The sequence below is a fragment of the Variovorax sp. 278MFTsu5.1 genome (genome assembly GCF_048305045.1).
Classification (GTDB): domain Bacteria; phylum Pseudomonadota; class Gammaproteobacteria; order Burkholderiales; family Burkholderiaceae_C; genus Variovorax; species Variovorax guangxiensis.
The window spans coordinates 1,936,932-1,959,590 of sequence record NZ_CP157622.1; the positions used below are offsets into that span (position 1 = coordinate 1,936,932).

Annotated in this window: 23 protein-coding genes and 4 tRNA genes; 18 read left to right on the forward strand and 9 right to left on the reverse strand. The window is 67.1% G+C overall.

Annotated features, from left to right (window positions below):
- The first annotated feature begins 19 nt into the window (after nucleotides 1–19).
- From ABL844_RS08615 to ABL844_RS08640, 6 genes are read left to right on the forward strand one after another with little or no spacing between them, the layout of a single operon-like run.
- On the forward strand, nucleotides 20–751 hold the full coding sequence (locus tag ABL844_RS08615) for an ABC transporter ATP-binding protein (RefSeq protein ID WP_126022780.1): 732 nt from the start codon (nucleotides 20–22) through the stop codon (nucleotides 749–751).
- On the forward strand, nucleotides 741–2,330 hold the full coding sequence (locus ABL844_RS08620) for an ATP-dependent acyl-CoA ligase (RefSeq protein ID WP_418130998.1): 1,590 nt from the start codon (nucleotides 741–743) through the stop codon (nucleotides 2,328–2,330). The genes ABL844_RS08615 and ABL844_RS08620 overlap by 11 nt, the downstream gene beginning before the upstream one ends.
- Before the next feature lie 5 nt (nucleotides 2,331–2,335).
- On the forward strand, nucleotides 2,336–3,088 hold the full coding sequence (locus ABL844_RS08625; RefSeq protein ID WP_418130999.1) for an SDR family NAD(P)-dependent oxidoreductase: 753 nt from the start codon (nucleotides 2,336–2,338) through the stop codon (nucleotides 3,086–3,088).
- A gap of 52 nt (nucleotides 3,089–3,140) precedes the next feature.
- Nucleotides 3,141–3,917 carry an SDR family NAD(P)-dependent oxidoreductase gene (locus tag ABL844_RS08630; RefSeq protein ID WP_418131000.1) on the forward strand — a complete coding sequence of 259 codons (777 nt, stop codon included), beginning with the start codon at nucleotides 3,141–3,143 and terminating at the stop codon, nucleotides 3,915–3,917.
- On the forward strand, nucleotides 3,914–4,444 hold the full coding sequence (locus ABL844_RS08635) for a MarR family winged helix-turn-helix transcriptional regulator (RefSeq protein ID WP_126022784.1): 531 nt from the start codon (nucleotides 3,914–3,916) through the stop codon (nucleotides 4,442–4,444). The genes ABL844_RS08630 and ABL844_RS08635 overlap by 4 nt, the downstream gene beginning before the upstream one ends.
- A gap of 2 nt (nucleotides 4,445–4,446) precedes the next feature.
- Nucleotides 4,447–4,881 (forward strand): acyl-CoA thioesterase, encoded by a 435-nt coding sequence (locus ABL844_RS08640; protein WP_418131001.1) that lies wholly within the window; start codon nucleotides 4,447–4,449, stop codon nucleotides 4,879–4,881.
- 7 nt (nucleotides 4,882–4,888) lie between these two features.
- Here ABL844_RS08640 and ABL844_RS08645 read toward each other — a convergent pair whose 3' ends face one another.
- Nucleotides 4,889–5,281 (reverse strand): hypothetical protein, encoded by a 393-nt coding sequence (locus ABL844_RS08645; RefSeq protein WP_126022786.1) that lies wholly within the window; start codon nucleotides 5,279–5,281, stop codon nucleotides 4,889–4,891.
- Nucleotides 5,282–5,435: 154 nt separating this feature from the next.
- Here ABL844_RS08645 and ABL844_RS08650 point away from each other — a divergent pair, with 154 nt between their 5' ends.
- The 5 genes from ABL844_RS08650 to ABL844_RS08670 all read left to right on the forward strand — a co-directional run bounded on the left by ABL844_RS08650 (nucleotide 5,436) and on the right by ABL844_RS08670 (nucleotide 7,057).
- Nucleotides 5,436–5,639 (forward strand): hypothetical protein, encoded by a 204-nt coding sequence (locus ABL844_RS08650; RefSeq protein WP_126185418.1) that lies wholly within the window; start codon nucleotides 5,436–5,438, stop codon nucleotides 5,637–5,639.
- A 376-nt stretch (nucleotides 5,640–6,015) separates the two neighbouring features.
- Nucleotides 6,016–6,092, forward strand: a tRNA-Arg gene (locus ABL844_RS08655).
- A 38-nt stretch (nucleotides 6,093–6,130) separates the two neighbouring features.
- Nucleotides 6,131–6,331: a short-chain dehydrogenase gene (locus ABL844_RS08660; RefSeq protein ID WP_126022788.1), complete on the forward strand. Its 201-nt coding sequence runs from the start codon at nucleotides 6,131–6,133 to the stop codon at nucleotides 6,329–6,331.
- Between the two features lie 31 nt (nucleotides 6,332–6,362).
- A tRNA-His gene (locus ABL844_RS08665) sits at nucleotides 6,363–6,436 on the forward strand.
- A gap of 57 nt (nucleotides 6,437–6,493) precedes the next feature.
- Nucleotides 6,494–7,057 carry an HNH endonuclease gene (locus tag ABL844_RS08670; protein ID WP_418131002.1) on the forward strand — a complete coding sequence of 188 codons (564 nt, stop codon included), beginning with the start codon at nucleotides 6,494–6,496 and terminating at the stop codon, nucleotides 7,055–7,057.
- A 97-nt stretch (nucleotides 7,058–7,154) separates the two neighbouring features.
- Here ABL844_RS08670 and ABL844_RS08675 read toward each other — a convergent pair whose 3' ends face one another.
- Entirely contained in the window at nucleotides 7,155–7,331 is a 177-nt protein-coding gene (locus ABL844_RS08675) for a hypothetical protein (protein WP_165909637.1), read from the reverse strand.
- A 261-nt stretch (nucleotides 7,332–7,592) separates the two neighbouring features.
- On the opposite strand from ABL844_RS08675, the gene ABL844_RS08680 reads away from it, so the two are divergent.
- Entirely contained in the window at nucleotides 7,593–8,030 is a 438-nt protein-coding gene (locus tag ABL844_RS08680) for a hypothetical protein (protein WP_418131003.1), read from the forward strand.
- Nucleotides 8,031–8,127: 97 nt separating this feature from the next.
- Here the strand turns inward: ABL844_RS08680 and ABL844_RS08685 are convergent.
- Nucleotides 8,128–8,203, reverse strand: a tRNA-Lys gene (locus ABL844_RS08685).
- Between the two features lie 140 nt (nucleotides 8,204–8,343).
- On the opposite strand from ABL844_RS08685, the gene ABL844_RS08690 reads away from it, so the two are divergent.
- Nucleotides 8,344–9,051, forward strand: coding sequence for an SDR family NAD(P)-dependent oxidoreductase (locus ABL844_RS08690; RefSeq protein WP_418131004.1), 708 nt, complete (start codon nucleotides 8,344–8,346; stop codon nucleotides 9,049–9,051).
- A 49-nt stretch (nucleotides 9,052–9,100) separates the two neighbouring features.
- On the opposite strand, the gene ABL844_RS08695 is transcribed toward ABL844_RS08690, so the two are convergent.
- A tRNA-Ala gene (locus tag ABL844_RS08695) sits at nucleotides 9,101–9,176 on the reverse strand.
- Nucleotides 9,177–9,266: 90 nt separating this feature from the next.
- Here ABL844_RS08695 and ABL844_RS08700 point away from each other — a divergent pair.
- A complete protein-coding gene (locus tag ABL844_RS08700; protein WP_418131005.1) occupies nucleotides 9,267–10,133 on the forward strand; it encodes an alpha/beta hydrolase in 867 nt (288 codons plus the stop codon).
- A 16-nt stretch (nucleotides 10,134–10,149) separates the two neighbouring features.
- On the opposite strand, the gene ABL844_RS08705 is transcribed toward ABL844_RS08700, so the two are convergent.
- On the reverse strand, nucleotides 10,150–11,127 hold the full coding sequence (locus ABL844_RS08705) for a GMP reductase (protein ID WP_184635701.1): 978 nt from the start codon (nucleotides 11,125–11,127) through the stop codon (nucleotides 10,150–10,152).
- A gap of 206 nt (nucleotides 11,128–11,333) precedes the next feature.
- On the opposite strand from ABL844_RS08705, the gene ABL844_RS08710 reads away from it, so the two are divergent.
- A complete protein-coding gene (locus tag ABL844_RS08710; protein ID WP_369659085.1) occupies nucleotides 11,334–13,754 on the forward strand; it encodes a UvrD-helicase domain-containing protein in 2,421 nt (806 codons plus the stop codon).
- A 37-nt stretch (nucleotides 13,755–13,791) separates the two neighbouring features.
- Here ABL844_RS08710 and ABL844_RS08715 read toward each other — a convergent pair whose 3' ends face one another.
- The 3 genes from ABL844_RS08715 to ABL844_RS08725 all read right to left on the reverse strand — a co-directional run bounded on the left by ABL844_RS08715 (nucleotide 13,792) and on the right by ABL844_RS08725 (nucleotide 16,133).
- Nucleotides 13,792–14,631: a BPSS1780 family membrane protein gene (locus ABL844_RS08715; RefSeq protein ID WP_418131006.1), complete on the reverse strand. Its 840-nt coding sequence runs from the start codon at nucleotides 14,629–14,631 to the stop codon at nucleotides 13,792–13,794.
- 9 nt (nucleotides 14,632–14,640) lie between these two features.
- Nucleotides 14,641–15,699, reverse strand: coding sequence for a homoserine kinase (locus ABL844_RS08720; protein WP_418131007.1), 1,059 nt, complete (start codon nucleotides 15,697–15,699; stop codon nucleotides 14,641–14,643).
- Between the two features lie 62 nt (nucleotides 15,700–15,761).
- The gene (locus tag ABL844_RS08725; protein WP_126022840.1) at nucleotides 15,762–16,133 is read right to left on the reverse strand and encodes a hypothetical protein; all 372 of its coding nucleotides are present in this window, start codon (nucleotides 16,131–16,133) and stop codon (nucleotides 15,762–15,764) included.
- 97 nt (nucleotides 16,134–16,230) lie between these two features.
- Here ABL844_RS08725 and polA point away from each other — a divergent pair, with 97 nt between their 5' ends.
- The 3 genes from polA to ABL844_RS08740 all read left to right on the forward strand — a co-directional run bounded on the left by polA (nucleotide 16,231) and on the right by ABL844_RS08740 (nucleotide 21,439).
- A complete protein-coding gene (gene polA / locus ABL844_RS08730; RefSeq protein ID WP_418131008.1) occupies nucleotides 16,231–19,050 on the forward strand; it encodes a DNA polymerase I in 2,820 nt (939 codons plus the stop codon).
- Between the two features lie 82 nt (nucleotides 19,051–19,132).
- Nucleotides 19,133–20,410, forward strand: coding sequence for a M20/M25/M40 family metallo-hydrolase (locus ABL844_RS08735; RefSeq protein ID WP_418131009.1), 1,278 nt, complete (start codon nucleotides 19,133–19,135; stop codon nucleotides 20,408–20,410).
- A 126-nt stretch (nucleotides 20,411–20,536) separates the two neighbouring features.
- A complete protein-coding gene (locus ABL844_RS08740; protein ID WP_126022843.1) occupies nucleotides 20,537–21,439 on the forward strand; it encodes a LysR family transcriptional regulator in 903 nt (300 codons plus the stop codon).
- Nucleotides 21,440–21,442: 3 nt separating this feature from the next.
- Here the strand turns inward: ABL844_RS08740 and ABL844_RS08745 are convergent, their stop codons facing one another.
- Nucleotides 21,443–22,654, reverse strand: a complete 1,212-nt coding sequence (locus ABL844_RS08745; RefSeq protein WP_418131010.1) for a D-amino acid dehydrogenase — start codon at nucleotides 22,652–22,654, stop codon at nucleotides 21,443–21,445.
- Nucleotides 22,655–22,659: the final 5 nt, after the last annotated feature.

Consider the following 22,659-nt stretch of genomic DNA (forward strand, 5'->3'; position numbering starts at 1 on the left):
CGAGCCTGGGGGTGTGGGTATGACCGCGATGCTGGAGATCGGCGATCTGCACGTGTCCTACGGACAGGTCGAGGCGGTGCGCGGCGTGTCGCTCGACCTGCAGCCGGGCCAGATCATCTCGGTGATCGGTCCCAACGGCGCGGGCAAGACCACGCTGCTGGCGGCCGCCATGGGCCTGCTGCCATGCAAGGGTACGCTGCGCTTCGAGGGCGAAGACCTGCAGGGGCTCGACGTGGAAGCGCGCGTGGAGCGGGGCCTGTGCCTCGTGCCCGAGAAGCGGGAGCTCTTCGGCGAGCTCACCGTGCTCGACAACCTGCAGCTCGGCGCCTATGCCAAGCGCCTGCGCGGCGACGCGATGAAGAAGCGGCTGCAGTCGGTGTACGACCGCTTTCCACGCTTGGCCGAGCGCCGCTCGCAGCGCGCCGACACGCTCTCGGGTGGCGAACGCCAGATGCTGGCCGTGGGGCGCGCGCTGATGTCGGCGCCCCGGCTGCTGATGCTCGACGAGCCCAGCCTGGGCCTGGCGCCGCTGATCGTGAGGGACATCCTCGCCATCGTGCGCAAGCTGCGGGAGGACGGCGTGTCGATCCTGCTGGTGGAGCAGAACGCGCGAGCCGCGCTCGAAAGCTCCGACCACGGCTATGTGCTGGAGACGGGCGAGATCGCGCTCTCCGGGGCCTCCGCCGAACTGGCGAGCGACTCGCGGGTGCAGGCGACCTACCTCGGCGGGGGCACGCACGATGACGACTGAACCCCGCGCCGTGCCGCCCGCGCAGCGCACGCTGCCGGCGATGCTGCAGCAGCAGGCCGGGCTGTTCGGCTCGCGCGCGCTGCTGAAGATCGCGGGGAGCGAGTGGACGCACCGCGATGCGGCCCACGTTGCGGCGGCGCGGGCCGGCGCGCTGGCGGCGGCCGGCGTGGTGCGCGGCGATCGCATCGCGGTGATGTGCGGCAACCGCGTCGAGTTTCTCGAAAGCTTCCTGGGAGCGGGATGGCTGGGTGCGTCAACGGTGCCGGTCAATACGGCGTCGATGGGGCCACAGATCGAATACTTCCTCGCGAACAGCGAGGCGAAGCTGCTGGTGATCGAAGCGGGCTTCGTGGAGCGGCTCGCGGCGGCGGATCTCGGGCGTACCGTGCTGCGCGAGATCTGGGTCGTCGGCGAGACAGCTTTGGACGCCTGGCGTGCGCCTGCGGGCGTGCGCGTCGTGGCGTATCCCGCGCATGGAGAACCCGTCGAGCCGGCATCCGTGCAGCCCGGCGACGCACTCGCGATCCTCTATACCTCGGGCACGACCGGGCCTGCCAAGGGCGTGGTCTGCCCGCACGCGCAGTACTTTTGGTGGGGCGTGAACAGTGCCGAAGTGCTCGGCGTGGGCGCCGACGACGTGCTGTGCACCACGCTGCCGCTCTTCCACATCAACGCGCTCAACACCTTCGCGCAGGCCGCGCTGACGGGCTCGCAAGTGGTGTTCGAGCCGCGCTTCTCGGCATCGGGCTTCTGGCCGACGATGCGCGCGAGCGGGGCGACGGTGGTTTATCTGCTGGGGGCGATGGTGCCGATCCTGCTGGCCCAGCCCGAAGGGGCCGGGGAGCGCGACCACCGCGTGCGCATCGGGCTGGGGCCCGGCGTGCCGGCTGCCGCCGGTGTCGCGTTCAAGGCGCGCACGGGCGTATCGCTGCTGGAAGGCTATGGGTCGACCGAGACCAACTTCGCGATCGCCACGGCGCCCGATTCGCCGCGCGGCGGTGTGATGGGCTGGCTGCGCCCCGGCTTCCAGGCGCGCGTGGCCGACGAGGACGACGTGGCGCTGCCGGCCGGCGAGGCGGGTGAACTGCTGCTTCGCGCTGATGAGCCGTACGCCTTCGCCAGCGGCTACTTCAACATGACGGAGAAGACGGTCGAGGCCTGGCGCAATCTCTGGTTCCACACCGGCGACCGCGTGGTGCGCGATGCGGACGGGGCCTTCCGCTTTGTCGACCGCATCAAGGACGCGATCCGGCGTCGTGGGGAGAACATTTCCTCTTTCGAGGTTGAGCAGGTGCTGCTGAGCCATCCGGGCGTGGCTTCTTGCGCGGTGTATCCGGTGCGCTCCGAGCTTGCCGAGGACGAGGTGATGGCCGCGCTGGTGGCCCGCGAGGGCGCGGCCATCGACCCGGCCGAGCTCGCGCGCTTCTGCGAAGGCCGGCTGCCGTACTTCGCCGTGCCTCGCTACATCGACGTGCTGGCCGACCTTCCGCGCACCGAGAACGGCAAGGTCCAGAAGTTCAAGCTGCGGGAACGCGGCGTGGGGCCCCAGACCTGGGACGGCCGGCCCGCGAAGGCCTGACGGGCATGACGAACGGTGCGCCGCAGCTTCCTCTTTCCGGGCGCGTGGCGTTCGTGACGGGCGCGGGGCAGGGCTTGGGGGCGGCCATCGCGAGAGGGCTGGCGCAGGCGGGGGCGCGGGTGGCTCTGGCCGACATCGAGCTTCCGGCGGTCGAGGCCGTGGCGAGCGAGATCGGCGGGCTCGCGCTGGGGCTCGACGTGCGCGACGAGACTGCGTTCGGCGCGTGCTTCGGCGGCGCCGTGGCGCATTTCGGCTGCGTCGACATCATGGTCAACAACGCGGCGCGCACGCCGTCTACCTCCCTCTGGGACATCACGCCCGAGGAGTGGGACGACGTTCTGGCCATCAACCTGCGCGGCGCCTTCTTCGGCTGCCGCATCGCGGGGCGCCACATGCGCGAGCGGGGCGAGGGGCGCATCGTGAACCTGAGTTCGATGGCCGGGCAGCAGGCCAGCAGTGCCACTGGCGTGCACTACGCAGCGAGCAAGGCAGGGCTGCTCGCGCTGACGCGGTCGTTCGCGCAGGAGCTGGCGCCTCATGGCGTGACGGTGAATGCGCTGGCGCCGGCGGCGATCCGCAGCCCCGCGCTCGATGCCATGGCGCCTGCGCGCCAGCAGGCGTTGCAGGCGGACATTCCGCTCGGCCGCTTCGGGCTGGCCGAGGAGGTGGCTGCGGCCGTGGTTTATCTCGCTTCTCCTGCGACGGCCTTCATGACCGGCGCGACGCTGGATCTCAACGGCGGCCGTTTCATGCGCTGACAGCCTTGCCGGGCCGCTCGGCTAAAATGGTTCAGAACTAAATCATTCAGGTATGGACTCAAATTCACTGACTGGCCGGCACGCACTCGTCACGGGCGCGGCGCGCGGCATCGGGGCGGAGATCGCCCGCACGCTGGCTGCCGAAGGCGCCACTCTGACCTTACTGGGACGTGACCGCGAGGCGCTGCAGCGGGTGGCGGATTCGCTGGCCGGCAGCGGGCACGGCGTTGTCGCCGCGGACGTGGCGAACCCTGAGGCCGTGCAGGCGGCGTTCGCCGAAGCCCGTGCCGCGCGTGGGCCCGTCACCGTGCTAGTCAACAACGCGGGGGCGGCGGAGAGTGCGCCGTTTCTCAAGACATCGTTCGAACTCTGGCAGCGGATGCTGTCGGTCAACCTCACCGGCAGCTTCCTGTGCGCGCAGGCCGCGCTGCCGGACATGCTCGATGCCGGCTGGGGGCGCATCGTCAACATCGCCAGCACGGCGGGCCAGAAGGGCTATGCCTACGTGGCTGCCTACACCGCGGCCAAGCATGGCGTACTCGGGCTCACGCGCTCGCTGGCGCTGGAAGTGGCACGCAAGGGCGTCACCGTGAACGCCGTGTGCCCTGGCTACACCGACACCGATATCCTGCGCAACAGCGTCGCCAACGTGGTCGGCAAGACCGGGCGCAGCGAGGCCGATGCGCTTGCGGAGTTCTCCAGCGTGAATCCGCAGAAGCGCATCGTGCAGCCCGCCGAAGTGGCCGACGCCGTGCGCTGGCTGTGCGGCGAGGGCGCCGCGTCGGTCACCGGGCAGTCGATTTCGGTTTCAGGGGGAGAAGTGACATGACACGCAACGACGCGTCGCACGCAGTGCTGAGCGATGCGGAAGAACTGGGCCACGAGGCCCGCGCCGGCCACGACGACCACGCCGTGCTCAAGCTGTGGCTGCGCATGCTGGCCAGCACCACGCAGATCGAGTCCGAGATCCGTCGCCGGCTGCGCGAGCGCTTCGGCATCTCGCTGGCGCGCTTCGACTACATGGCGCAGCTCTATCGCTACAAGGACGGCCTGAAGATGCGCGTGCTGTCGCGCTACCTGATGGTGACCGGCGGCAACGTCACCGGCCTGACGGACGAACTCGAGCGCGAAGGCATGGTTGCCCGTGCGCCCAGCCCCGACGACCGCCGCGCGTGGATCGTGAGCCTCACGCCCACTGGACGCCGCACTTTCGAGACCATGGCGAGCGAGCACGAGCAGTGGATCCTGGAAATGTTCTCGGGGCTCGACATGAAGACCGTCAAGCAGCTGCACACGCAGCTCGGCCTGCTGCGCGTGCATGTGATGCGCGGCGAGCCGGCGAGCGAGGAGGGCTGAGCATGGCCGAGGACAGCGAGTTCTGCAGGCCGCGGCTGATCCGCTTCTCGGACTGCGATCCGGCGGGCATCGTCTTCTATCCGCAGTACTTCGTGATGCTGAACGGCCTCGTCGAAGACTGGGTCAACGAAGGCCTGGGCCTCAGCTACCACGGCCTGGTGGCGCAGCGCCGCATCGGCCTGCCCACGGTGAAGCTCGAGGTCGATTTCCGCGCGGTGAGCCGCATGGGCGACCAGGTGATGCTGGGGCTGGCCGTGGAGCGCCTCGGCTCCCGCTCGATGACCCTGCGGGTGCGCTGCTTCGAGCCGGTGGGCGGCGAGGTGCGCATGCAGATGCAGCAGGTGCTGGTGACCACGTCGCTGGAGACCCATCGGGCCGTTGCCATTCCGGACGACATGCGCGCTGCCATCCTGCGCAGCGCGCCCGCGCTGGGCTGAGCCGTCTTCAGGGTGCGGGCTCGTTGCCGCCGGCGTCCTGCGCGCGCTTCTTCAGCCAGCCGCTGAGCTCCTTCTTTCCCTTGGCGTTGGCCGATCGCCATGCCTCGCGCGCCGCTGCGATGAAGCGCTCCTCAGCGGCATCCGGCACTTCGCTGGGCCGGTCTTCCTCGTCGAGCCAGCCGAGCTCGACGCCGCAGTGCCTTTCGATCTGCCTCGCCAGGTTGTCGCCGATGGGGCGGGAGCTCTTGATCTGGCTCCACATGCTGGGGGAAATCTCGATCTTCTTCGCGAACGCCTGGTCCAGCCCCTTGGCTGGCAAGCCTGCGGCAACGGCCTCTTCGAGAAAGCGGCGGTGCAGCGCAAGCGCATTGCGGCGGCGCGCGACGGTGATATTGGGCACTGTTCAAAAACAACAACAAGACAAAAAAAGATTGTCCCGGTTGTTGACGCCGCCGTAAACACTATTTACAGTTGCCTTCACTCGCGGCTCCAAGCCGTACCATTTTTCCAACCCCTAACGGCCGACAGCGGCAATTTTTGACTCAGGAACCATCGTGAACACCGCACTGATCCTCACCAGCATTCGTCCCGCATCGGGCCGATCGCTCGTGCGCGTCTGGGCGTGCGGTGGTTTCGACGGCATGCCGTCGGTCCGATCGAACCAGCACCAGAGCCACGTGTATTCCACGAAAGCCGCAGCCAGCCTGCGTTTTGGAAAAACCGAGGATCAGGTGCTACCGGGTGGAGGTTGCGCATAGGCGCACACCTTCCAAGCTCTCTCGTTCAGAGGCCCGGAAACCGCAAGGTTCCGGGCCTCTTTGTTTTGTCGTGCAGTTTTCTGTTTGCCATTTCGGGTGTGCCTTCACCACACCGCCAGAGCCCACCGCGTAGACGGTCTGGCGGGATGTGCAGGAATTGATCACTCCTGTGCAGCGACGTCGTACGGGGCAGCGCCAGCGCGTTGTCCGTCGCGTGAGGACACAACCGAAATGGAAAGCGGACAGCCGTTCCAGGCACGACGACATCACCGAACCCGAGCGGGACAGGGCCATGCAGATGGTCCTCCCGCGGAAACCGGCCGCAAAGATTGGGCGGCGCCGGAACTCGTAACCGGACACTTTTTTCTTTTTGCCACCCGCGTTAGCTCAATGGATCAGAGCACTTGCCTACGAAGCAAGGGGTTGCACGTTCGAGTCGTGCACGTGGGGCCAGTTTCTTTGTCCTGCTGTCACACAACCGAGGAGTCACTATGCGCAAGCGCAATACCCCGATCCGGATGATCACCGTGCGCCCGGCGCAGCCGCGCGAGCGCACCACGATGCTGGCCTTGGTCCGGCGCTTCGGTTTCATCGCCGGTGCACGCGGCGCGAACCAGGAAGCGCCGGGTCGCGAGCTGCAGTCCGACGGCCTCGATCTCGACCAACGCGTTCGCGCGGTCGGCGAGTGGTGATCGGCCTCTCACCGATCATCACTTCTTCATGGTGCGCGTAGCTCAATGGCAGAGCCGCGGGTTGTGGTCCCGCTGACGACGGTTCGATTCCGTTCGCGTACCCCATGGCTTCGCTCCTTCATTCATCAACCACGCAACCATCGCCGCGAAAGGAGGCGATTCATGCACCCTCACGTCCTGCAACTCGACATTCAGGGCACGCCGCAAGCCTGGATTTCGCTGGAGCAGGCGGTGTTGCACTACGCGACCGGCTCGGTCGCCTGGGAAGACGGCGACCAGCCGCTGGCCACGCTGCGCGGCGGTTTCAACGTGGCGCGCGGCGTGCAGTCGCGCATCGAGGTCGCGCCGATCATCGCGCTGCGCGGCGCCTCGAAGATCAACCTCTTCGAAGTGATCCCGAGTGTCACCAAGAGCAAGCTGCTGCGCCGCGACCGCCACACCTGCGCCTACTGCGCGGGCGTCTTCCACGAGCGCGACCTGCAATGCGAGCACGTGCTGCCCGAATCGCGCGGAGGCCCATGGACCTGGACCAACCTCGTGAGCGCATGCGCCGCCTGCAACAACCGCAAGGCAGCGCGCACGCCGGAGGAGGCGGGCATGCCGCTGGTCTACCTGCCGTATGTGCCGAGCCGCTACGAGAACTTCCTGCTGGAAGGCCGCAACATCCGTGCGGACGTGCACGAATGGCTGGCGAAGCGTTTGCCCAAGGGTTCGCGGCTTCAGTAGGTGCGGGGCTGTGATGAGCTTCCTGTCCCGCCGCGCCCATGAAAAAAGCCCGCTGTCCTTTGGACGGCGGGCTTGGGTTCGTGGCGAAGACTGCCTTTCAGCGCCCGATACCGAAGAAGCGGTAAGCGATCACGCCTGCTGCAGCCAGACCGCCGACGATCGCCAGGATGACTTTGGTTGCACGGCCCGTGCCGCGCTTCGAACGGGGCCAGTGATCCGGCCCGATCAGGTCGATGGGGACGGTGGGTTTGCCTATGTCGGACGCCTTTTCCATGGGCGGAAATATAGCTCACGCCCAAAGCACGGTCCGGGGCGGGGCGCATTCCGTGGCTGTCGTGCGTCGCTGCGGAGGTTGCGGCGAGCCGGGCAAAAAAATACCCGCATGTGCGGGCCGAACGAGCCGTCTGGCTTCGAAGTTGATGTCCCTGTGTCTTTCTTTGTTGTTGCGCTGCGTGACAGCAAGTGCAAGATGCCACGCCAGATGGGCGCCGTTTGCAGCTCTGGGGCAAGCTGCTTGTAGCTGAAGGAGTAAATCGTGAAATATTCCCTTATGAACAAGAAAATCATCTTCGAAAGTTTGACGCGGGCGCTGGAGAGCTGGGTTCGCAATGCTTCTGCAGCACAGCTCTGGCAGGTGCATCAGGCTGGCGGCCTCGGTGCGCTGATCGAGGCGGACGACGAGGTCGTGCAGGTGCGCATTGTTCTTGGCGGCGCACGCGATGCGTTGTCGGAGCTTGGCAAGACCGATGGGCGATTGCCTGTCACCGAGGCCTTTCTGGGCACTGCTGCATGGGGAGCACCGCCGGCGCAAGGGAGCCCGGATCGTGAGCAGTGGTTCCTGTCGAGCGAACTGGCGCAGGCGCATGCCCGCCAATACCTGGCGGCGGAAGTGGGCGAGCGACAGGATCTGCTGGAGCGCTGCGTCGACGACTGGATTGCGCGGAAGGGCGCCGCTTCCAGCTCTGGTTCGTGACCGGGCGCGAGCCAGCAAAGAAAAAGCCTCCTCAGGGAATATCTTGAGGAGGCTTTGACGAAAAAATAGCGCGAAGACCGCGCTATTTTTGTGTTGGTGGTGGGCCCTGAGTGACTCGAACACTCGACCTACGGATTAAGAGTCCGCTGCTCTACCAACTGAGCTAAGAGCCCTTGCTTTGAAAACGTTTAGTGTTTTCTGGCAAGACCACGAGTATATCCCAGAAATCGAGCTTGTCCAAAAAATTTGTGACTTGCGGCGTTAGGATTCGTCATCGACGACGGGGCGGAGGCCCTCAACCAGGAGAACTTCGATGAGCGACGCCAGCACCACGCCACATATCTTGATCACCGGCGCCGCAGGCGCACTGGGGCGCGCGGTGGCCCAGCACTTCATCGATCAGGGCGCGCGCCTTGCGTTGGTCGGCCACCACGCGGGTCGTCTGGCCGAAGTGTTCCCGGGGCTCGGCAACTCGCAGCACCTGCTCCTGTCGGGCGATGTGACTTCCACTACCGAGATGGCGGCTCTTGCGGAGCAGACGCTGAAGTCCTTCGGCCGCATCGACACGCTGGTGCACATCGCCGGCGGCTTCGAGATGGGCGAGGCGACGCATGCGCTCACGCGTGCGAGCTGGGACCGGATGATGAATCTCAACGCCTGGTCCTTCGTCGCGGTGACGCAGGCGGTGCTGCCTTCGATGATCGAGCGGCGTGCCGGCAACGTCATCGCCGTCACCGCGAAGGTCGCGGTGCGCGGCGTGCCGGCGATGGCTGCGTATATCGCATCGAAGAGCGCACTGCAGCGGCTGGTGGAAGCCATGGCGGCCGAGGCTGCGCCGCATGGCGTCAACATCAACAGCGTGGCGCCGAGCGTGCTCGACACACCCGCAAACCGGCAGGCGATGCCCGATGCGAATCCTGCCGACTGGGTGTCGACGTCGGTTGTCGCACAGACCATCGCATTCCTCGCGTCGCCGGCTGCGGCTGCGCTGCACGGGCAGCACCTGACGCTCGATACCTGAACAAAAAAGAAAAGGCCCTGGCGGATGCCAAGGCCTTTTCCGTGTCGGTTGGTGGAGAGGAGGAGGATCGAACTCCCGACCTCCGCATTGCGAACGCGGCGCTCTCCCAGCTGAGCTACCCCCCCAACGCAGGGCGAATTTTAACCAAAACCGCCGTTTTGGCGCATGTCGCCGTGCCAAGATGCGCGCCTCGCAAAACACGGAGCAAAGACCTCATGGCCTTGTTCGATCCCGCCTGGCTGGAAGGCATGTACAACAACCTCGCGCGGGTCAAGGACCACCCCGCGTACTTCCAGCGCTGGGCCAGGGAATCCGCCGAGGCGCGCGAGACTCTGCCTGCCCGCATCGATTTGCCCTACGGCCAGGGCGTGAACGAGACGCTCGACATCTTTCCCGCGCCGGTGCCCGATGCGCCGGTGCTGGTCTTCATTCACGGCGGCTACTGGCGTGCGATGGACAAGAAAGACCATTCCTTCATCGCCCCCGCCTTCAACGACCGCGGCATCTGCGTGGTGCAGCCCAACTATGCGCTCTGCCCCGGCACATCGGAGCAGCCGGTCACGGTGCCCGGCATCATGCTGCAGATGGTGCGTGCGCTCGAATGGACGTGGCGCCACGTCGCTGCCCACGGCGGCGATCCGTCGCGGATCACCGTGGCTGGCCACTCGGCCGGCGGGCATGTGGCGGCAGCTCTGTTGGCCTGCGACTGGAAAACTGTCGCGGCCGACCTGCCCGCGCACCTGGTGCGCAACGCGCTAGCGATATCCGGCCTCTACGATCTGCGCCCGCTGCAGCGCACGCCGTTCCTTGAAAACACGCTGAAGCTGACCGACGCCGACGCCCTGCGTGCCAGCCCCGCCTTCTGGCCGGCGCCGAAGCGTGGCCAGCTGTACGCCCTCGCCGGCGGCAGTGAAAGCGAAGAGTTCATCCGCCACAACGCAATGATCCGCGATGCGTGGGGCCGCAACACCGTGCCGGTGTGCGAGGTGCTTCCAGGGCTCAACCACTTCGACGTGGTGGACGCGCTCGCCGATCCGGCGCATGCGCTGCACCGGCATGCGGTGCAGCTCCTGGAAGCCTGAAGCCTGAGGAAGCCAGTTACATCAGCAGGTGTTCGCCGGCGTTGTCGCCGCCGAGCGTCACGTAGTTGACCTTGCGGATGTCCATCAGCGCGCGGCCGCCGGCGTAGCTGATCGAGCTCTGCACGTCCTGCTCCATCTCGATCAGCGTGTCGGCCAGCTTGCCCTTGATGGGTTCGAGGATGCGCTTGCCCTCGACGTGCTTGTACTCGCCCTTGTTGAAGTCGCTGGCCGAGCCGTAGTACTCCTTGAAGAGCTTGCCGTCGACCTCCACGGTCTTGCCCGGCGACTCCTCGTGCCCCGCGAACAGCGAGCCGATCATGACCATCGACGCGCCGAAGCGCACGCTCTTGGCGATGTCGCCGTGGTCGCGGATGCCGCCGTCGGCAATGATCGGCTTGGTCGCCACGCGGGCGCACCACTTCAGCGCCGACAGCTGCCAGCCACCCGTGCCGAACCCGGTCTTGAGCTTGGTGATGCAGACCTTGCCCGGGCCGATGCCGACCTTCGTCGCGTCGGCGCCCCAGTTCTCGAGGTCGATCACGGCCTCGGGCGTGCCGACGTTGCCTGCGATCACGAAGGTCTTCGGCAGCTTCTGCTTGAGGTAGCCGATCATGTTCTTCACGCTGTCGGCGTGGCCGTGCGCGATGTCGATCGTGACGTACTCGGGCACGAGGCCCTGGGCCGCCAGCTGGTCGACGGTGTCGTAGTCGGCCTTCTTCACGCCCAGCGAGATGGAGGCGAATACGCCCTTGCCCTGCATGTCCTTGACGAACTTGACGTTGTCGAGGTCGAAGCGGTGCATCACGTAGAAGTAGCCGTTCTGCGCCAGCCACAGGCAGATCGACTCGTCGACCACCGTCTTCATGTTGGCGGGAACCACCGGCAGGCGGAAGCAGCGCTCGCCCAGCGTGACGCTGGTGTCGCACTCGGAACGGCTCTCCACGCGGCACTTGCGCGGGAGGAGGAGGATGTTGTCGTAATCGAAAATCTGCATGACCAGGCTCCTGAAGAGAATCGTTGAAAGAAACGAATGAGCGCTTGGTCCGGCCGGCCTCTGCAGTACGTTTCGCAAAGGAAACGCCCACAAAAAACCGGGCGCAAGAAACTTGGGCCCGGTGATTGATTTTACGCGGACTCGCGAAGCCGGGTCTTCCGCTTCTTCATATAACCCGCATACGCCGTGGTTTCTACAATTGGGGGATGTTGTTTAACGATCCCGCGGCCGACGCCAATCCCCCAGCGCTGCCGCTGCTGCAGAACCTGAACGCGGAGCAGCTCGCCGCGGTCACGTTGCCCGAAGGCAACGCTCTCATCCTGGCAGGCGCCGGCTCCGGCAAGACGCGCGTGCTCACCACCCGCATCGCCTGGCTGCTGCAGACGGGCCAAGTGTCCGCAGGCGGCATCCTCGCCGTGACCTTCACCAACAAGGCCGCCAAGGAAATGATGACGCGCCTGACGGCGATGCTGCCCGTCAACGTGCGCGGCATGTGGATCGGCACCTTCCACGGCCTGTGCAACCGCCTGCTGCGCGCGCACTGGAAGCTGGCCAACCTGCCTTCCACCTTCCAGATCCTCGACACGCAGGACCAGCTCTCGGCCATCAAGCGCCTGATGAAGCAGTTCAACGTCGACGACGAGCGCTTTCCCGCCAAGCAGACCCAGTGGTTTATCGCCGGCGCCAAGGAGGACGGCCTGCGCCCCGACGCCATCGAGGTGCGCAACGACGACGACCGCAAGAAGGTCGAGCTCTACCGCCTGTACGAGGAGCAGTGCCAGCGCGAGGGCGTGGTCGACTTCGGCGAACTCATGCTGCGCAGCTACGAACTGCTGCGTGACAACGAACCCGTGCGCGAGCACTACCAGCGGCGCTTCCGCCACATCCTGATCGACGAGTTCCAGGACACCAACCGCCTGCAGTACGCGTGGATCAAGATGCTCGCCGGCAACACCGTCGAGGGCCGATTCGTGCCGGGCCAGCACAACAGCGTGATCGCCGTGGGCGACGACGACCAGAGCATCTACGCCTTTCGCGGCGCGCGCGTGGGCAACATGACCGACTTCGTGCGCGAGTTCGACGTGCGCCACCAGATCAAGCTGGAGCAGAACTACCGCAGCTACAGCAACATCCTCGATTCCGCCAACGAGCTCATCGGCCACAACAAGAAGCGACTGGGCAAGAACCTGCGCACCGACCAGGGCCCCGGCGAGCCCGTGCGCGTGTACGAGGCACCCACCGACCTCGCCGAGGCGCAGTGGATGGTCGAGGAAATGCGCCAACTGGTGCGCGATGGCTATGAGCGCAAGGAAATGGCCGTGCTCTACCGCAGCAACGCGCAGAGTCGGGTGATCGAAACCGCGCTCTTCAATGCCTCCGTGCCGTACCGCGTGTATGGCGGCCTGCGCTTCTTCGAGCGCGCGGAAATCAAGCATGCACTGGCTTACCTGCGCCTGCTGGAGAACAAGGACGACGACACCAGCTTCCTGCGCGTCGTCAACTTCCCGCCGCGCGGCATCGGCGCGCGCACGCTCGAAACACTGCAGGACGCGGCGCGTGCCGCCAACCGCTCGCTGCACGACGCGGTGAGCGTGGTCGGCGGCAAGGCGGGCGCCAACCTCACCGGTTTCGTCGCCAAGATCGACGTGCTGCGCGAGCAGACCCAGGGCGCGAGCCTGCGCGAGATCATCGAACTGGTGCTCGACCACAGCGGGTTGGTGGAGCACTACAGGGCCGACCGCGAAGGCGCCGACCGCATCGAGAACCTGGATGAACTGGTGAACGCGGCCGAAAGCTTCGTCACGCAGGAAGGCTTCGGCCGCGACGCTGTGGCGCTGCCGGTCGACGAACTGCGCCAGTCGCCCGCGAGCCAGGGACTGGACCCGAACCGCCCGGTGCTCGACGAGCCGCTCGCGCCCGACGCCGAAACCGGCGAAACGCTGAGCCCGCTGGCCGCCTTCCTCACGCACGCCGCGCTCGAGTCGGGCGACAACCAGGCGCAGGCGGGTCAGGACGCGGTACAGCTCATGACCGTGCACGCCGCCAAGGGCCTGGAGTTCGACTGCGTTTTCATCACCGGCATGGAAGAGGGCCTGTTCCCGCACGAGAACTCGATGAGCGACTTCGAGGCGCTGGAGGAAGAGCGCCGGCTGATGTACGTGGCGATCACGCGCGCCCGCAAGCGCCTGTACCTCAGCCACTCGCAGACCCGCATGCTGCATGGCCAGACTCGCTACAACGTGAAGAGCCGCTTCTTCGACGAACTGCCCGAGGGCGCCCTCAAGTGGCTCACGCCCAAGAACCAGGGTTTCGCGCCCTCGGCCTTCGGCTATGGCGGCGGCTACGGCAGCACGCGCGGCGGTTCTGGCGGATACGGTGGCGGCTACGGCGGCAGTTCAGGCGGAAGCCGCGACAAGGACACCTTCTCCAGCCCGCCCGTGCCGCCGCAGAAGGCCGCGCCGTCGCACGGCCTGCGCTCGGGCATGCAGGTGTTCCACAACAAGTTCGGCGAAGGCACGGTGACCGCGCTGGAGGGCACCGGGGACGATGCGCGCGCGCAGGTCAAGTTCGCGCGTCATGGGGTGAAGTGGCTGGCGCTGTCGGTGGCCAAGCTCACGCCGATCTGATCCGGCGCCCGGCGGGCGCCTGCCGCGTCGGCGGCGCTCAGTCGGGATAGAAGGTGTCGCGGAAGGTGAACCAGTTCGACGCCTGCGTCATCGCCGCGAGCGTCAGCACCGTGCCGAGCATCAGGAGGTTGCCGGCCGTCATCGCGCCGCTGCCGGAGCCCAGCGAGCCCACGCCGATCACGATGGTGCCGATCAGCGCCGCCGCCAGCAGGCCGAGCAGCAGCACGCCGCACCACGCCAGCCAGTACAGCGCATAGGCGCCGAAGTTGCGGAACATCGCGACCAGGCTGAAGAAGATGCTCTTCACCGGCTCCACCCGGTGCCAGTGGACCAGCGCAGGCGCATGCCAGATGGCGGCGATCAGCGGCAGCGTCAGGCACATCTGCAGCAGGTTGGCCACCTGGAACCGGCTGCTCTCCATGACTTCCTTGGCTGGAGCCTCCCCGGCGAAATAGCTGCGCATGAACTGGCCGCCATCGACGACCGCGGTCACGAACACCGTCAGCAGGCAATACACAGCCGAAATCACGCCCAGCACCGCCAGCGAGCGCCATTCGGCCCGCATGGCCTGCGCCACCGACAGGAACATGAGCGCGCCGGTCGGCCTCCTTGGGCCGGCCGTGCCGTCATCCGCCGCGGCCTTGTCGTTCGCCGAGGCGTCGGCCACCGAAGCCGCGACCATGAAGCCCAGCGTGGAGAAGGGCAGCAGCACGAACGGAAGGAACCTGCCGATCACAGGCAGCTGCGAGATCGTCGAGATCAGCGCCATGAACAGCATGAACAGCGACACGAAGGCCAGTGGTTGCCGCCAGAAGTTCCGGAGTCCGAGGCGGACCCATTCCACGCCGGTTCGCGCCGGCACGAGGTTGAGTTTCATGTGTGAAGGTCAGGCAGCCAGCAGCGGCTCGAGGGCCTGCGCCATGGCGTGCGGATGTGTGGCGCGCTCGCGCAGCACGCGCTCGAAGTGCGTGGGGTCATGGGGCTTGAGCATGCTCGCCTCGCGCGGCAGATGGAAGTCCCACAGGCGCGAGATCCAGAAGCGCAGCGCCGCCGCGCGCAGCATCGCGGGCAGCAGGGCGCGCTCGGCTGCATTCAGCGCGCGCACGGACTCGTAGGCCGAGAGCAGCGCGTCTGCGCGCTCGGGGTCGTGGCGGCCGGTGGACAGGTCGATGGCCCAGTCGTTCAGGCACACGGCCAGGTCGAACAGCCAGGTGTCGGTGCCGGCGAAATAGAAGTCGAACACGCCGGTCAGGCGCGGGGCGGCGCCGGGCTCGCCGTCGGTCGCGAACATCACGTTGTCGCGGAACATGTCGGCGTGCACCGGACCGCGCGGCAGCGCCGCATAGGCCGACGACTCGGCGACGTGGTTCTGGTAGGCCAGCTCTGCGCGCAGCAGGGCGGCCTGGTGCTCCTCGATGTATGGCAGCACCACCGGCACCGTCTCGTTCCACCAGGGCAGGCCGCGCAGGTTTGGCTGGATGCGGGGGTAGTCGCGCCCCGCGAGATGCATGCGCGCCAGCATCGAGCCCAACTCGGTGCAGTGCGCGGCGGTTGGCGCCAGCTCGCTGCGGCCCGAGAGCTTCTGCACAACGGCAGCAGGCTTTCCGGCCACGAGGTGCAGCAGGTCGCACGAATCCTCCGGGGGCACCGGCGGCTGGCCCTTGCGGGGCTTGCCGGCGGGTTCGGGCTCGGGCAGTGCGACTGGCGCGGGCACCGGCAGGCCTGCGTCCGCCAGATGCTTCATCAGACAAAGGTAGTAGGGCAGCTGCTCGGCGCTCAGGCGCTCGAACAGCGTCAGCACGAACTCGCCGGACTCGGTGGTCGCGAAATAGTTGGTGTTCTCGATGCCGCCCTCGATGCCGCGCAGCTCGCGCAGCGGGCCCAGGCCCAGGCTCTGGACGAGCGCGTCGGCCTCGCCGAAGCCGACTTCGGTAAAAACTGCCATGGCGGTAGGTACTCAGCGCCGCATTGCTGCCGCGAAAACCAGAACGGAAGACCTCATTGCGGTCAGAACTTCAGCACGTTCCAGACGCGGGGGCCGTTGGCGCCTGTTTCGCTCGAACCCTGGCGACCCGTGGCGGCATCTGCCGGAAGCACTTCGTAGCCGGGCATGTTCGACTTGGGCTTGACGTTGATGCTCTGGGTGCGGCCGCCGTAGCGGACCTCGTCGACCGATGCGCCGCTGTCCTCTGTGTGGATGTTTTCCACCTTCTGGTTTCGTCGGCCCTCGGCCTTCGCCTGCTCCTGATTTGGGAGCGCCTCGGCCGGAGCCGCCGCGGGGGCGGGCGCGGCCTGTTGCGCCTGCACGGCGGCAAAGGGGGTTGCGAAGGCCAGCGCCAGCAGGATGCGGCGGGCGACCAGGAGTGTGGAGCTAGGCATGCATGCATTGTAGGCGCGCGCCTGCTTCCGGGGCGTCGGTTGGCACCTCGCGCCGTCGTGGTTCCGGGCGCCGCTGCGGGCACGGCAAAATGGCCCGATGACCGACAAGAAAACGCTGCTGCTCGTCGATGGCTCGAGCTACCTCTACCGCGCCTTCCACGCCATGCCCGACCTCCGGGCCGTGCCCGGCGACCCGAAGAGCCCGGCGACCGGCGCCATCCGCGGAATGATCAACATGATGACCGCGCTGCGCCGCGAGGTGCGCGCGGACTACGCCGCCTGCATCTTCGACGCGCCCGGCAAGACCTTCCGCGACGACTGGTACCCCGAGTACAAGGCCAACCGCTCGCCGATGCCCGACGACCTGCGCAGCCAGATCGAACCCATCCACGAGGTGGTGAAGCTGCTCGGCTGGCCCGTGCTCAGCGTGCCCGACGTGGAGGCCGACGACGTCATCGGCACGCTCGCCCGGGTCGCCTCCTCGCAGGGCGTCGAAGTCATCGTCTCCAGCGGCGACAAGGACCTGAGCCAGCTGGTCGACGAGCACATCACCATCATCGACACGATGAACGGCAAGCGGCGCGACGTGGCCGGCGTCACGGCCGAGTTCGGCGTGCCGCCCAGCCTGATGATCGACTACCAGACGTTGGTGGGCGACTCGGTCGACAACGTGCCCGGCGTTCCCAAGGTCGGCCCCAAGACGGCCGCCAAGTGGCTGCTCGAATACGGCTCGCTCGACGCGCTGATGGAGCGCGCCGCCGAAGTGAAGGGCGCCGCGGGCGAGAACCTGCGCCAGGCCATGGAACAGCTGCCGCTGAGCAGGCGCCTCGTGACCATCCGCACCGACTGCGACCTCGACGGCCACGTCGCGGGCCTGCCTTCGCTCGAAGGGCTGCCGGTGGGTGCGCCGCAGACGGCCGAGCTGAAGCCGTTCTACGAGAAGTTCGGCTTCAAGAGCCTGGTCAAGGGGCTCGAGGCGCAGGCCGTGCCGCCCGAGCTGATCGAGGAAAACCTCAAGAAGAAGGCGGCTTCCGGCAAGGCCGACACCGACCAGGGCGGCCTGTTCGACGAGCCCTCCGAAATGCAGGCGCTGGAGGCCGCCTCTCCCGCGAGCAACCTGAAGTACGAGACCATCACGACCTGGGAACAGCTCGACGCCTGGCTCGCGAAGCTCGAGGCGGCCGATCTCGCCGCCATCGACACCGAGACCACCTCGCTCGACGAGATGGTCGCGCAGATCGTGGGCATCAGCTTCAGCGTCACGCCCGGCGAGGCCGCGTACATCCCGCTGATGCACAACTACCCCGACGCGCCGCAGCAGCTGCCCTTCGACGAGGTGCTCGCGAAGCTGCGGCCCTGGCTGGAGAACGGCGCGAAGAAGAAGCTCGGCCAGCACATCAAGTACGACCGGCATGTGTTCGCCAACCACGGCATCGAGGTGCAGGGCTACGCGCACGACACCATGCTGCAGAGCTACGTGCTCGAAGTGCACAAGCCGCACGGCCTTTCCAGCCTGGCCGAGCGCCACCTGGGCCGCAGCGGCATCTCCTACGAAGACCTGTGCGGCAAGGGCGCGCACCAGATCCCGTTCAGCCAGGTCGACATCGCCAAGGCCGCCGAATACTCGTGCGAGGACAGCGACCAGACGCTCGACGTGCACAACACGCTCTGGCCGCGCCTGCAGGCCGACGAGAAGCTGCTCTTCATCTACCAGCTCGAGATGGATTCGAGCGAGGCGCTCTACCGCGTCGAGCGCAACGGCGTGCTGATCGACGCGCCCACGCTGGCCACTCAGAGCCACGAGCTGGGCAAGCGCATCATGGAACTGGAGCAGGAGGCCTACGAGATCGCGGGCCAGCCCTTCAACCTCGGCTCGCCCAAGCAGATCGGCGAGATCTTCTTCACCAAGCTGGGCCTGCCCGTGGTCAAGAAGACGCCGAGCGGCGCGCCGAGCACCGACGAAGAGGTGCTCGAGAAACTCGCTGAAGACTACCCGCTGCCGGCCAAGATCCTTGAGCACCGCAGCCTCTCGAAGCTCAAGGGCACCTACACCGACAAGCTCGGCCAGCTCGCCAACCCGCGCACCGGACGCGTGCACACGCACTACGCGCAGGCCGTGGCCGTCACCGGCCGGCTGAGCAGCAACGACCCGAACCTGCAGAACATCCCGATCCGCACGCCCGAAGGCCGGCGCGTGCGCGAGGCCTTCGTGGCGCCCGAGGGCAGCGTGATCGCCAGCGCCGACTATTCGCAGATCGAGTTGCGCATCATGGCCCACATCAGCGGCGACGAGTCGCTGCTGCGCGCCTTCACCGAAGGCATCGACGTGCACCGTGCGACGGCCGCCGAGGTGTTCGGCTCCACGCCCGACCAGGTGTCGAGCGAGCAGCGCCGCTACGCCAAGGTCATCAACTTCGGCCTGATCTACGGCATGAGCAGCTTCGGGCTCGCGAAGAACCTCGGCATCGAGAACAAGGCCGCGGCTTCCTACATCGAGCGCTACTTCGCGCGCTATCCGGGCGTGAAGGCCTACATGGACGAGACCAAGGCGCTGGCCAAGGAGCAGGGCTACGTCGAGACCGTGTTCGGCCGGCGCCTGTACCTGCCCGAGATCAACTCGCCCAACGGCCCGCGCCGCGGCGGCGCCGAGCGCGCGGCCATCAACGCGCCGATGCAGGGCACGGCGGCCGACCTCATCAAGCTCAGCATGGTCAAGGTACAGAACGTGCTTGACGAGGAAAAGCGCGCGACCCGGATGATCATGCAGGTGCACGACGAACTGGTGTTCGAGGTGCCCGAGGCCGAGGTCGAGTGGGTGCGCACCGAGATCCCGCGCATCATGGCCGGCGTCGCATCGCTGAAGGTGCCGCTGCTGGCCGAGATCGGCGTCGGTCCCAACTGGGACAAGGCGCACTGAGAAAGAACATCAAGAAGAAGAGAGCAGGGAACGGACAAGGACGAGACAACCAGTCAGCCACAGAAGGAAGAAACGCAAGAACATGAACCGATTCCCTCACCGCAAATTCCTGCTTGCCGTAGTCTGCGCCGCCTTCCTCGGCAGCGCCTTCGCGGCACCCGACGCGAAGATCGCCGCGCTTGCCGCCAAGGAAAAGCCGGCCCTGCTCGACACGCTGAAGGAGCTGGTCTCCATCGAGTCCGGCAGCCGCGACCTCGAGGGCCTCGAGAAGATCTCCGATCTCATCGCCGCGAAGTTCAAGGCGCTGGGCGGCGAGGTCGAGCTGATCGACCCGAGCGCCGACGCCTATCGCATGGAGGACACGCCCGAGAAGATCGGTCGCGTGGTGCGCGCCACCTTCAAGGGCACCGGCAAGAAGAAGATCCTGCTGATCGCGCACATGGACACGGTCTACACCGTGGGCATGATCAACAGGCAGCCTTTCCGCATCGACGGCGACAAGGCCTACGGCCTGGGCATCGCCGACGACAAGCAGGGCGTGGCCGTCATCACGCACATCGTGTCGATGCTGCAGGCCATGAAGTTCAAGGAATACGGCACGCTGACCGTGCTCATCAACGGCGACGAGGAAATCAGCTCGCCCGGCGCGCGCTCCCTCATCACGCGCATGGGCGGCGAGCACGATGCGGTGCTGTCCTTCGAAGGCGCCTCCATCAAGGAAGACAAGCTCTCCCTCGCCACCGCGGGCATCGCCTCGGTCACGCTGAACGTCACGGGCAAGGCCTCGCATGCGGGCTCGGCGCCCGAGCTGGGCGTGAATGCGCTGTACGAGCTCTCGCACCAGATCCTGCAGATGCGCGATCTGTCCGACCCCGCCACGGGCCTGAAGATGAACTGGACCATCTCCAAGTCGGGAACCAACCGCAACGTGATCCCGGCCGGCGCCACCGCCGCGGCGGACGTGCGCGTGCTGAAGGTGAGCGACTACGACCGTATCGAGCAGCAGGTGAACGAGCGCGTGAAGAAGCAGCTCATTCCCGAGGCCAAGGTCGAGCTGAAGTTCGAGCGCCGCCGTCCGCCGCTGGAGTCCTCCGAAGCCTCGGTCGCCATGGCCCGCCATGCACAGCAGATCTACAGGGACGAACTCGGCCTGCCGCTGGGCGCCGACGACAAGGCCGCCGGCGGCGGCACCGACGCGGCCTTCGCGGCGCTGAAGACCAAGGCGCCGGTGGTCGAGCGCTTCGGCCTGCAAGGCTTCGGCGCACATTCGGCCGATGCGGAGTACGTGCTGGTCAATTCGATCGAGCCGCGCCTGTACCTCGGCACGCGGATGGTCATGGACCTCGCGCGAGGAAAGTGAGCTCACCCCAGGCTTCGCGCACTTCGCGTCGCTTCGCCAACCCCCTCGCCGGGGGCAACACCAGTGGCCCGGCAAAGCCGGTTCCACGGTGTTCCGCGAAGAAGGCATGAACTGCCGCTGATCATCATGCGACTGCGCCACATCGAGGTCTTCAACGCGATCATGCTCACGGGCAGCGTGAGCGCGGCGGCGCGGCTCATCAACATCACCCAGCCGGCGGTGAGCCGCACGCTGCAGCATGCCGAGCTGCAGCTGGGCTTTCCGTTGTTCCAGCGCGCCAAGGGACGGCTCACGCCGACCACCGAGGCGCTCACGCTGTATCCGCACATCGAGCGGCTGTTCGCGCAGCTCGACGAGGTGCAGCGGCTCGCCGCCAACCTGCGCACGGCGGGCGACACCGGCGAGCTGCGCATCCTGAGCGTGCTGGCCCTGAGTTACGACATCCTGCCGCGCGCGCTGAAAGCGTTCCGCGAGAAGCATCCGGGCTACGCGATCACGGTGGAGTCGCTGCACTCGCCGCAGATCATGTCGGCGCTGCTGCTGCAGGAGGCCGACGTGGGCTTCGCCTTCAGCCCGGCGGTGCACCCATCGCTCACGCAGGAGACGCTGGCCGACAGCCGCATGGTGTGCATCGCGCCCAAGGGGATGCTGCCGCGCGCGCTGGTGCGCAACGGCTCGGTGGCACTGCACGACCTGGTCGACCGGCCGGTGATCGGCCTGGACAGCCGCGACCCCGTCGGCACCAGCCTGAGCCAGGCCTGCCGGCAGGCAGGCGTGGGCTTCCAGCAGGCGGTGGTCACGGTGCAGACCTATCACGCGGCGCTGGCGATGGCGCACCACGGCATCGGCGTGGCGCTGGTCGACGGCTGCACCGCGCGCTCGGCGGACCGCGCCAAGGTCGACGTGCTGACGCTCGAGCCGCACATCCCGGTGCCGATCCGTGCGCTGCGCTTCGCGGCGCGGCCCGATTCGGTGGCGGTGCGCGAAATCACCCGCTGCATGCAGCAGGCGATACAGGACACGATCTAGGGCCTAGGTTTTCAGGGCCTGCGCCACGCGCAGCGCCGAGCCGAAGGCCAGTGTGAAGCCGAGCGCGCCGTGGCCGGTGTTGAACAGCATGTTCGAAGGCGCGCTCTCCAGCCGTCCGATGATCGGCAGCCCCTTGGGCGTGGCGGGGCGCATGCCTGTCCAGGGGTGCAGTTGCTCGAGCCGGCTCGCATGCGGGAAGAGGGCGCGCGTGGCGGCCGCCAGCGTCTCGATGCGCGTGGCCGGAATGCTCGCGTCATGCCCAACCAGCTCGGCCATGCCCGCCACGCGCAGGCGCGAGCCGATGCGCGCGAACACCACCTTGCGCGCGCTGTCGGTCACGTTCACGCGCGGCGCGGCACCGGGCGCGGGGTCGACGTCCACCGTGATGCTGTAGCCCTTGAGCGGATAGACCGGCAGGTACGCGCCGAGCGCACGTCCCAGCTTGTGCGAGGCCGAGCCCAGCGCCATCACGAAGGCATCGGCTTCCACGTCGCCGCTGCCGGTGTGCACGGCGGCGATGCGGCGTCCGTTGCGCACGAAGCCGCGCACGTCGGTGCCGGTGATGAAGCGCACGCCGCGCGCGCCAAGTGCCTTCGTCAGCTCCGTGCACACCTTGAGGCAGTCGGCCGCGCATTCGCTCGGCGTGTAGACGGCGCCCGCCATCCGATCGCGGTAGCTGGCGAGGGCGGGCTCGATGGCGACGCATTCCTCGGGCGTCACCAGCCGCTGCTCGCTGCCCATGCTGCGCTGCAGTTCGAGCTGCGCCCGCGCGCCCTCGAGAGAGGCGGCACTGGCGTACAGCACCAGCTTGCCGGTGGCGGAGAAATCGCAGTCGGGCGAGAGCTCGGCGCGCATGGCCTCGAACTCGATGCGGCTCGACGCGGCCAGCTCCAGCAGCCTCGCGGTGGTGTCGCGCGAGGTGCGCGCGTTGCAGGCCGCGAGGAACTCCATGCCCCAGCGCCACTGCAGCGGATCGAGCTGCGGGCGCAGCTTGAGCGGCGAGGCAGACGAAAGCAGCAGCTTGGGCAACTGCTTCCAGATCGAAGGATCGGCCAGCGGCTGCACGTACGAGTAGCTCAGCTGCGCGCCGTTGCCCCCGCTCGCGCCCGAGCCGGGAGCGGCGCGGTCGATCACGGTGACCTGATGGCCCTGGCGCTCGAGCTGCCAGGCGGTCGCCAGGCCCACGATGCCGGCGCCGAGCACACACACATGCATGGAGG

What these genes read in the sequence shown, in the direction of transcription:
- ABL844_RS08615 (WP_126022780.1), top strand. Translation starts at nt 20, where the DNA reads ATGACCGCGATGCTGGAGATCGGCGATCTGCACGTGTCCTACGGACAG.
- ABL844_RS08620 (WP_418130998.1), top strand. Translation starts at nt 741, where the DNA reads ATGACGACTGAACCCCGCGCCGTGCCGCCCGCGCAGCGCACGCTGCCG.
- ABL844_RS08625 (WP_418130999.1), top strand. Translation starts at nt 2,336, where the DNA reads ATGACGAACGGTGCGCCGCAGCTTCCTCTTTCCGGGCGCGTGGCGTTC.
- ABL844_RS08630 (WP_418131000.1), top strand. Translation starts at nt 3,141, where the DNA reads ATGGACTCAAATTCACTGACTGGCCGGCACGCACTCGTCACGGGCGCG.
- ABL844_RS08635 (WP_126022784.1), top strand. Translation starts at nt 3,914, where the DNA reads ATGACACGCAACGACGCGTCGCACGCAGTGCTGAGCGATGCGGAAGAA.
- ABL844_RS08640 (WP_418131001.1), top strand. Translation starts at nt 4,447, where the DNA reads ATGGCCGAGGACAGCGAGTTCTGCAGGCCGCGGCTGATCCGCTTCTCG.
- ABL844_RS08660 (WP_126022788.1), top strand. Translation starts at nt 6,131, where the DNA reads ATGCGCAAGCGCAATACCCCGATCCGGATGATCACCGTGCGCCCGGCG.
- ABL844_RS08670 (WP_418131002.1), top strand. Translation starts at nt 6,494, where the DNA reads ATGCACCCTCACGTCCTGCAACTCGACATTCAGGGCACGCCGCAAGCC.
- ABL844_RS08675 (WP_165909637.1), bottom strand. Translation starts at nt 7,331, where the DNA reads ATGGAAAAGGCGTCCGACATAGGCAAACCCACCGTCCCCATCGACCTG.
- ABL844_RS08690 (WP_418131004.1), top strand. Translation starts at nt 8,344, where the DNA reads ATGAGCGACGCCAGCACCACGCCACATATCTTGATCACCGGCGCCGCA.
- ABL844_RS08700 (WP_418131005.1), top strand. Translation starts at nt 9,267, where the DNA reads ATGGCCTTGTTCGATCCCGCCTGGCTGGAAGGCATGTACAACAACCTC.
- ABL844_RS08705 (WP_184635701.1), bottom strand. Translation starts at nt 11,127, where the DNA reads ATGCAGATTTTCGATTACGACAACATCCTCCTCCTCCCGCGCAAGTGC.
- ABL844_RS08710 (WP_369659085.1), top strand. Translation starts at nt 11,334, where the DNA reads ATGTTGTTTAACGATCCCGCGGCCGACGCCAATCCCCCAGCGCTGCCG.
- ABL844_RS08715 (WP_418131006.1), bottom strand. Translation starts at nt 14,631, where the DNA reads ATGAAACTCAACCTCGTGCCGGCGCGAACCGGCGTGGAATGGGTCCGC.
- ABL844_RS08720 (WP_418131007.1), bottom strand. Translation starts at nt 15,699, where the DNA reads ATGGCAGTTTTTACCGAAGTCGGCTTCGGCGAGGCCGACGCGCTCGTC.
- ABL844_RS08725 (WP_126022840.1), bottom strand. Translation starts at nt 16,133, where the DNA reads ATGCCTAGCTCCACACTCCTGGTCGCCCGCCGCATCCTGCTGGCGCTG.
- polA (WP_418131008.1), top strand. Translation starts at nt 16,231, where the DNA reads ATGACCGACAAGAAAACGCTGCTGCTCGTCGATGGCTCGAGCTACCTC.
- ABL844_RS08735 (WP_418131009.1), top strand. Translation starts at nt 19,133, where the DNA reads ATGAACCGATTCCCTCACCGCAAATTCCTGCTTGCCGTAGTCTGCGCC.
- ABL844_RS08740 (WP_126022843.1), top strand. Translation starts at nt 20,537, where the DNA reads ATGCGACTGCGCCACATCGAGGTCTTCAACGCGATCATGCTCACGGGC.
- ABL844_RS08745 (WP_418131010.1), bottom strand. Translation starts at nt 22,654, where the DNA reads ATGCATGTGTGTGTGCTCGGCGCCGGCATCGTGGGCCTGGCGACCGCC.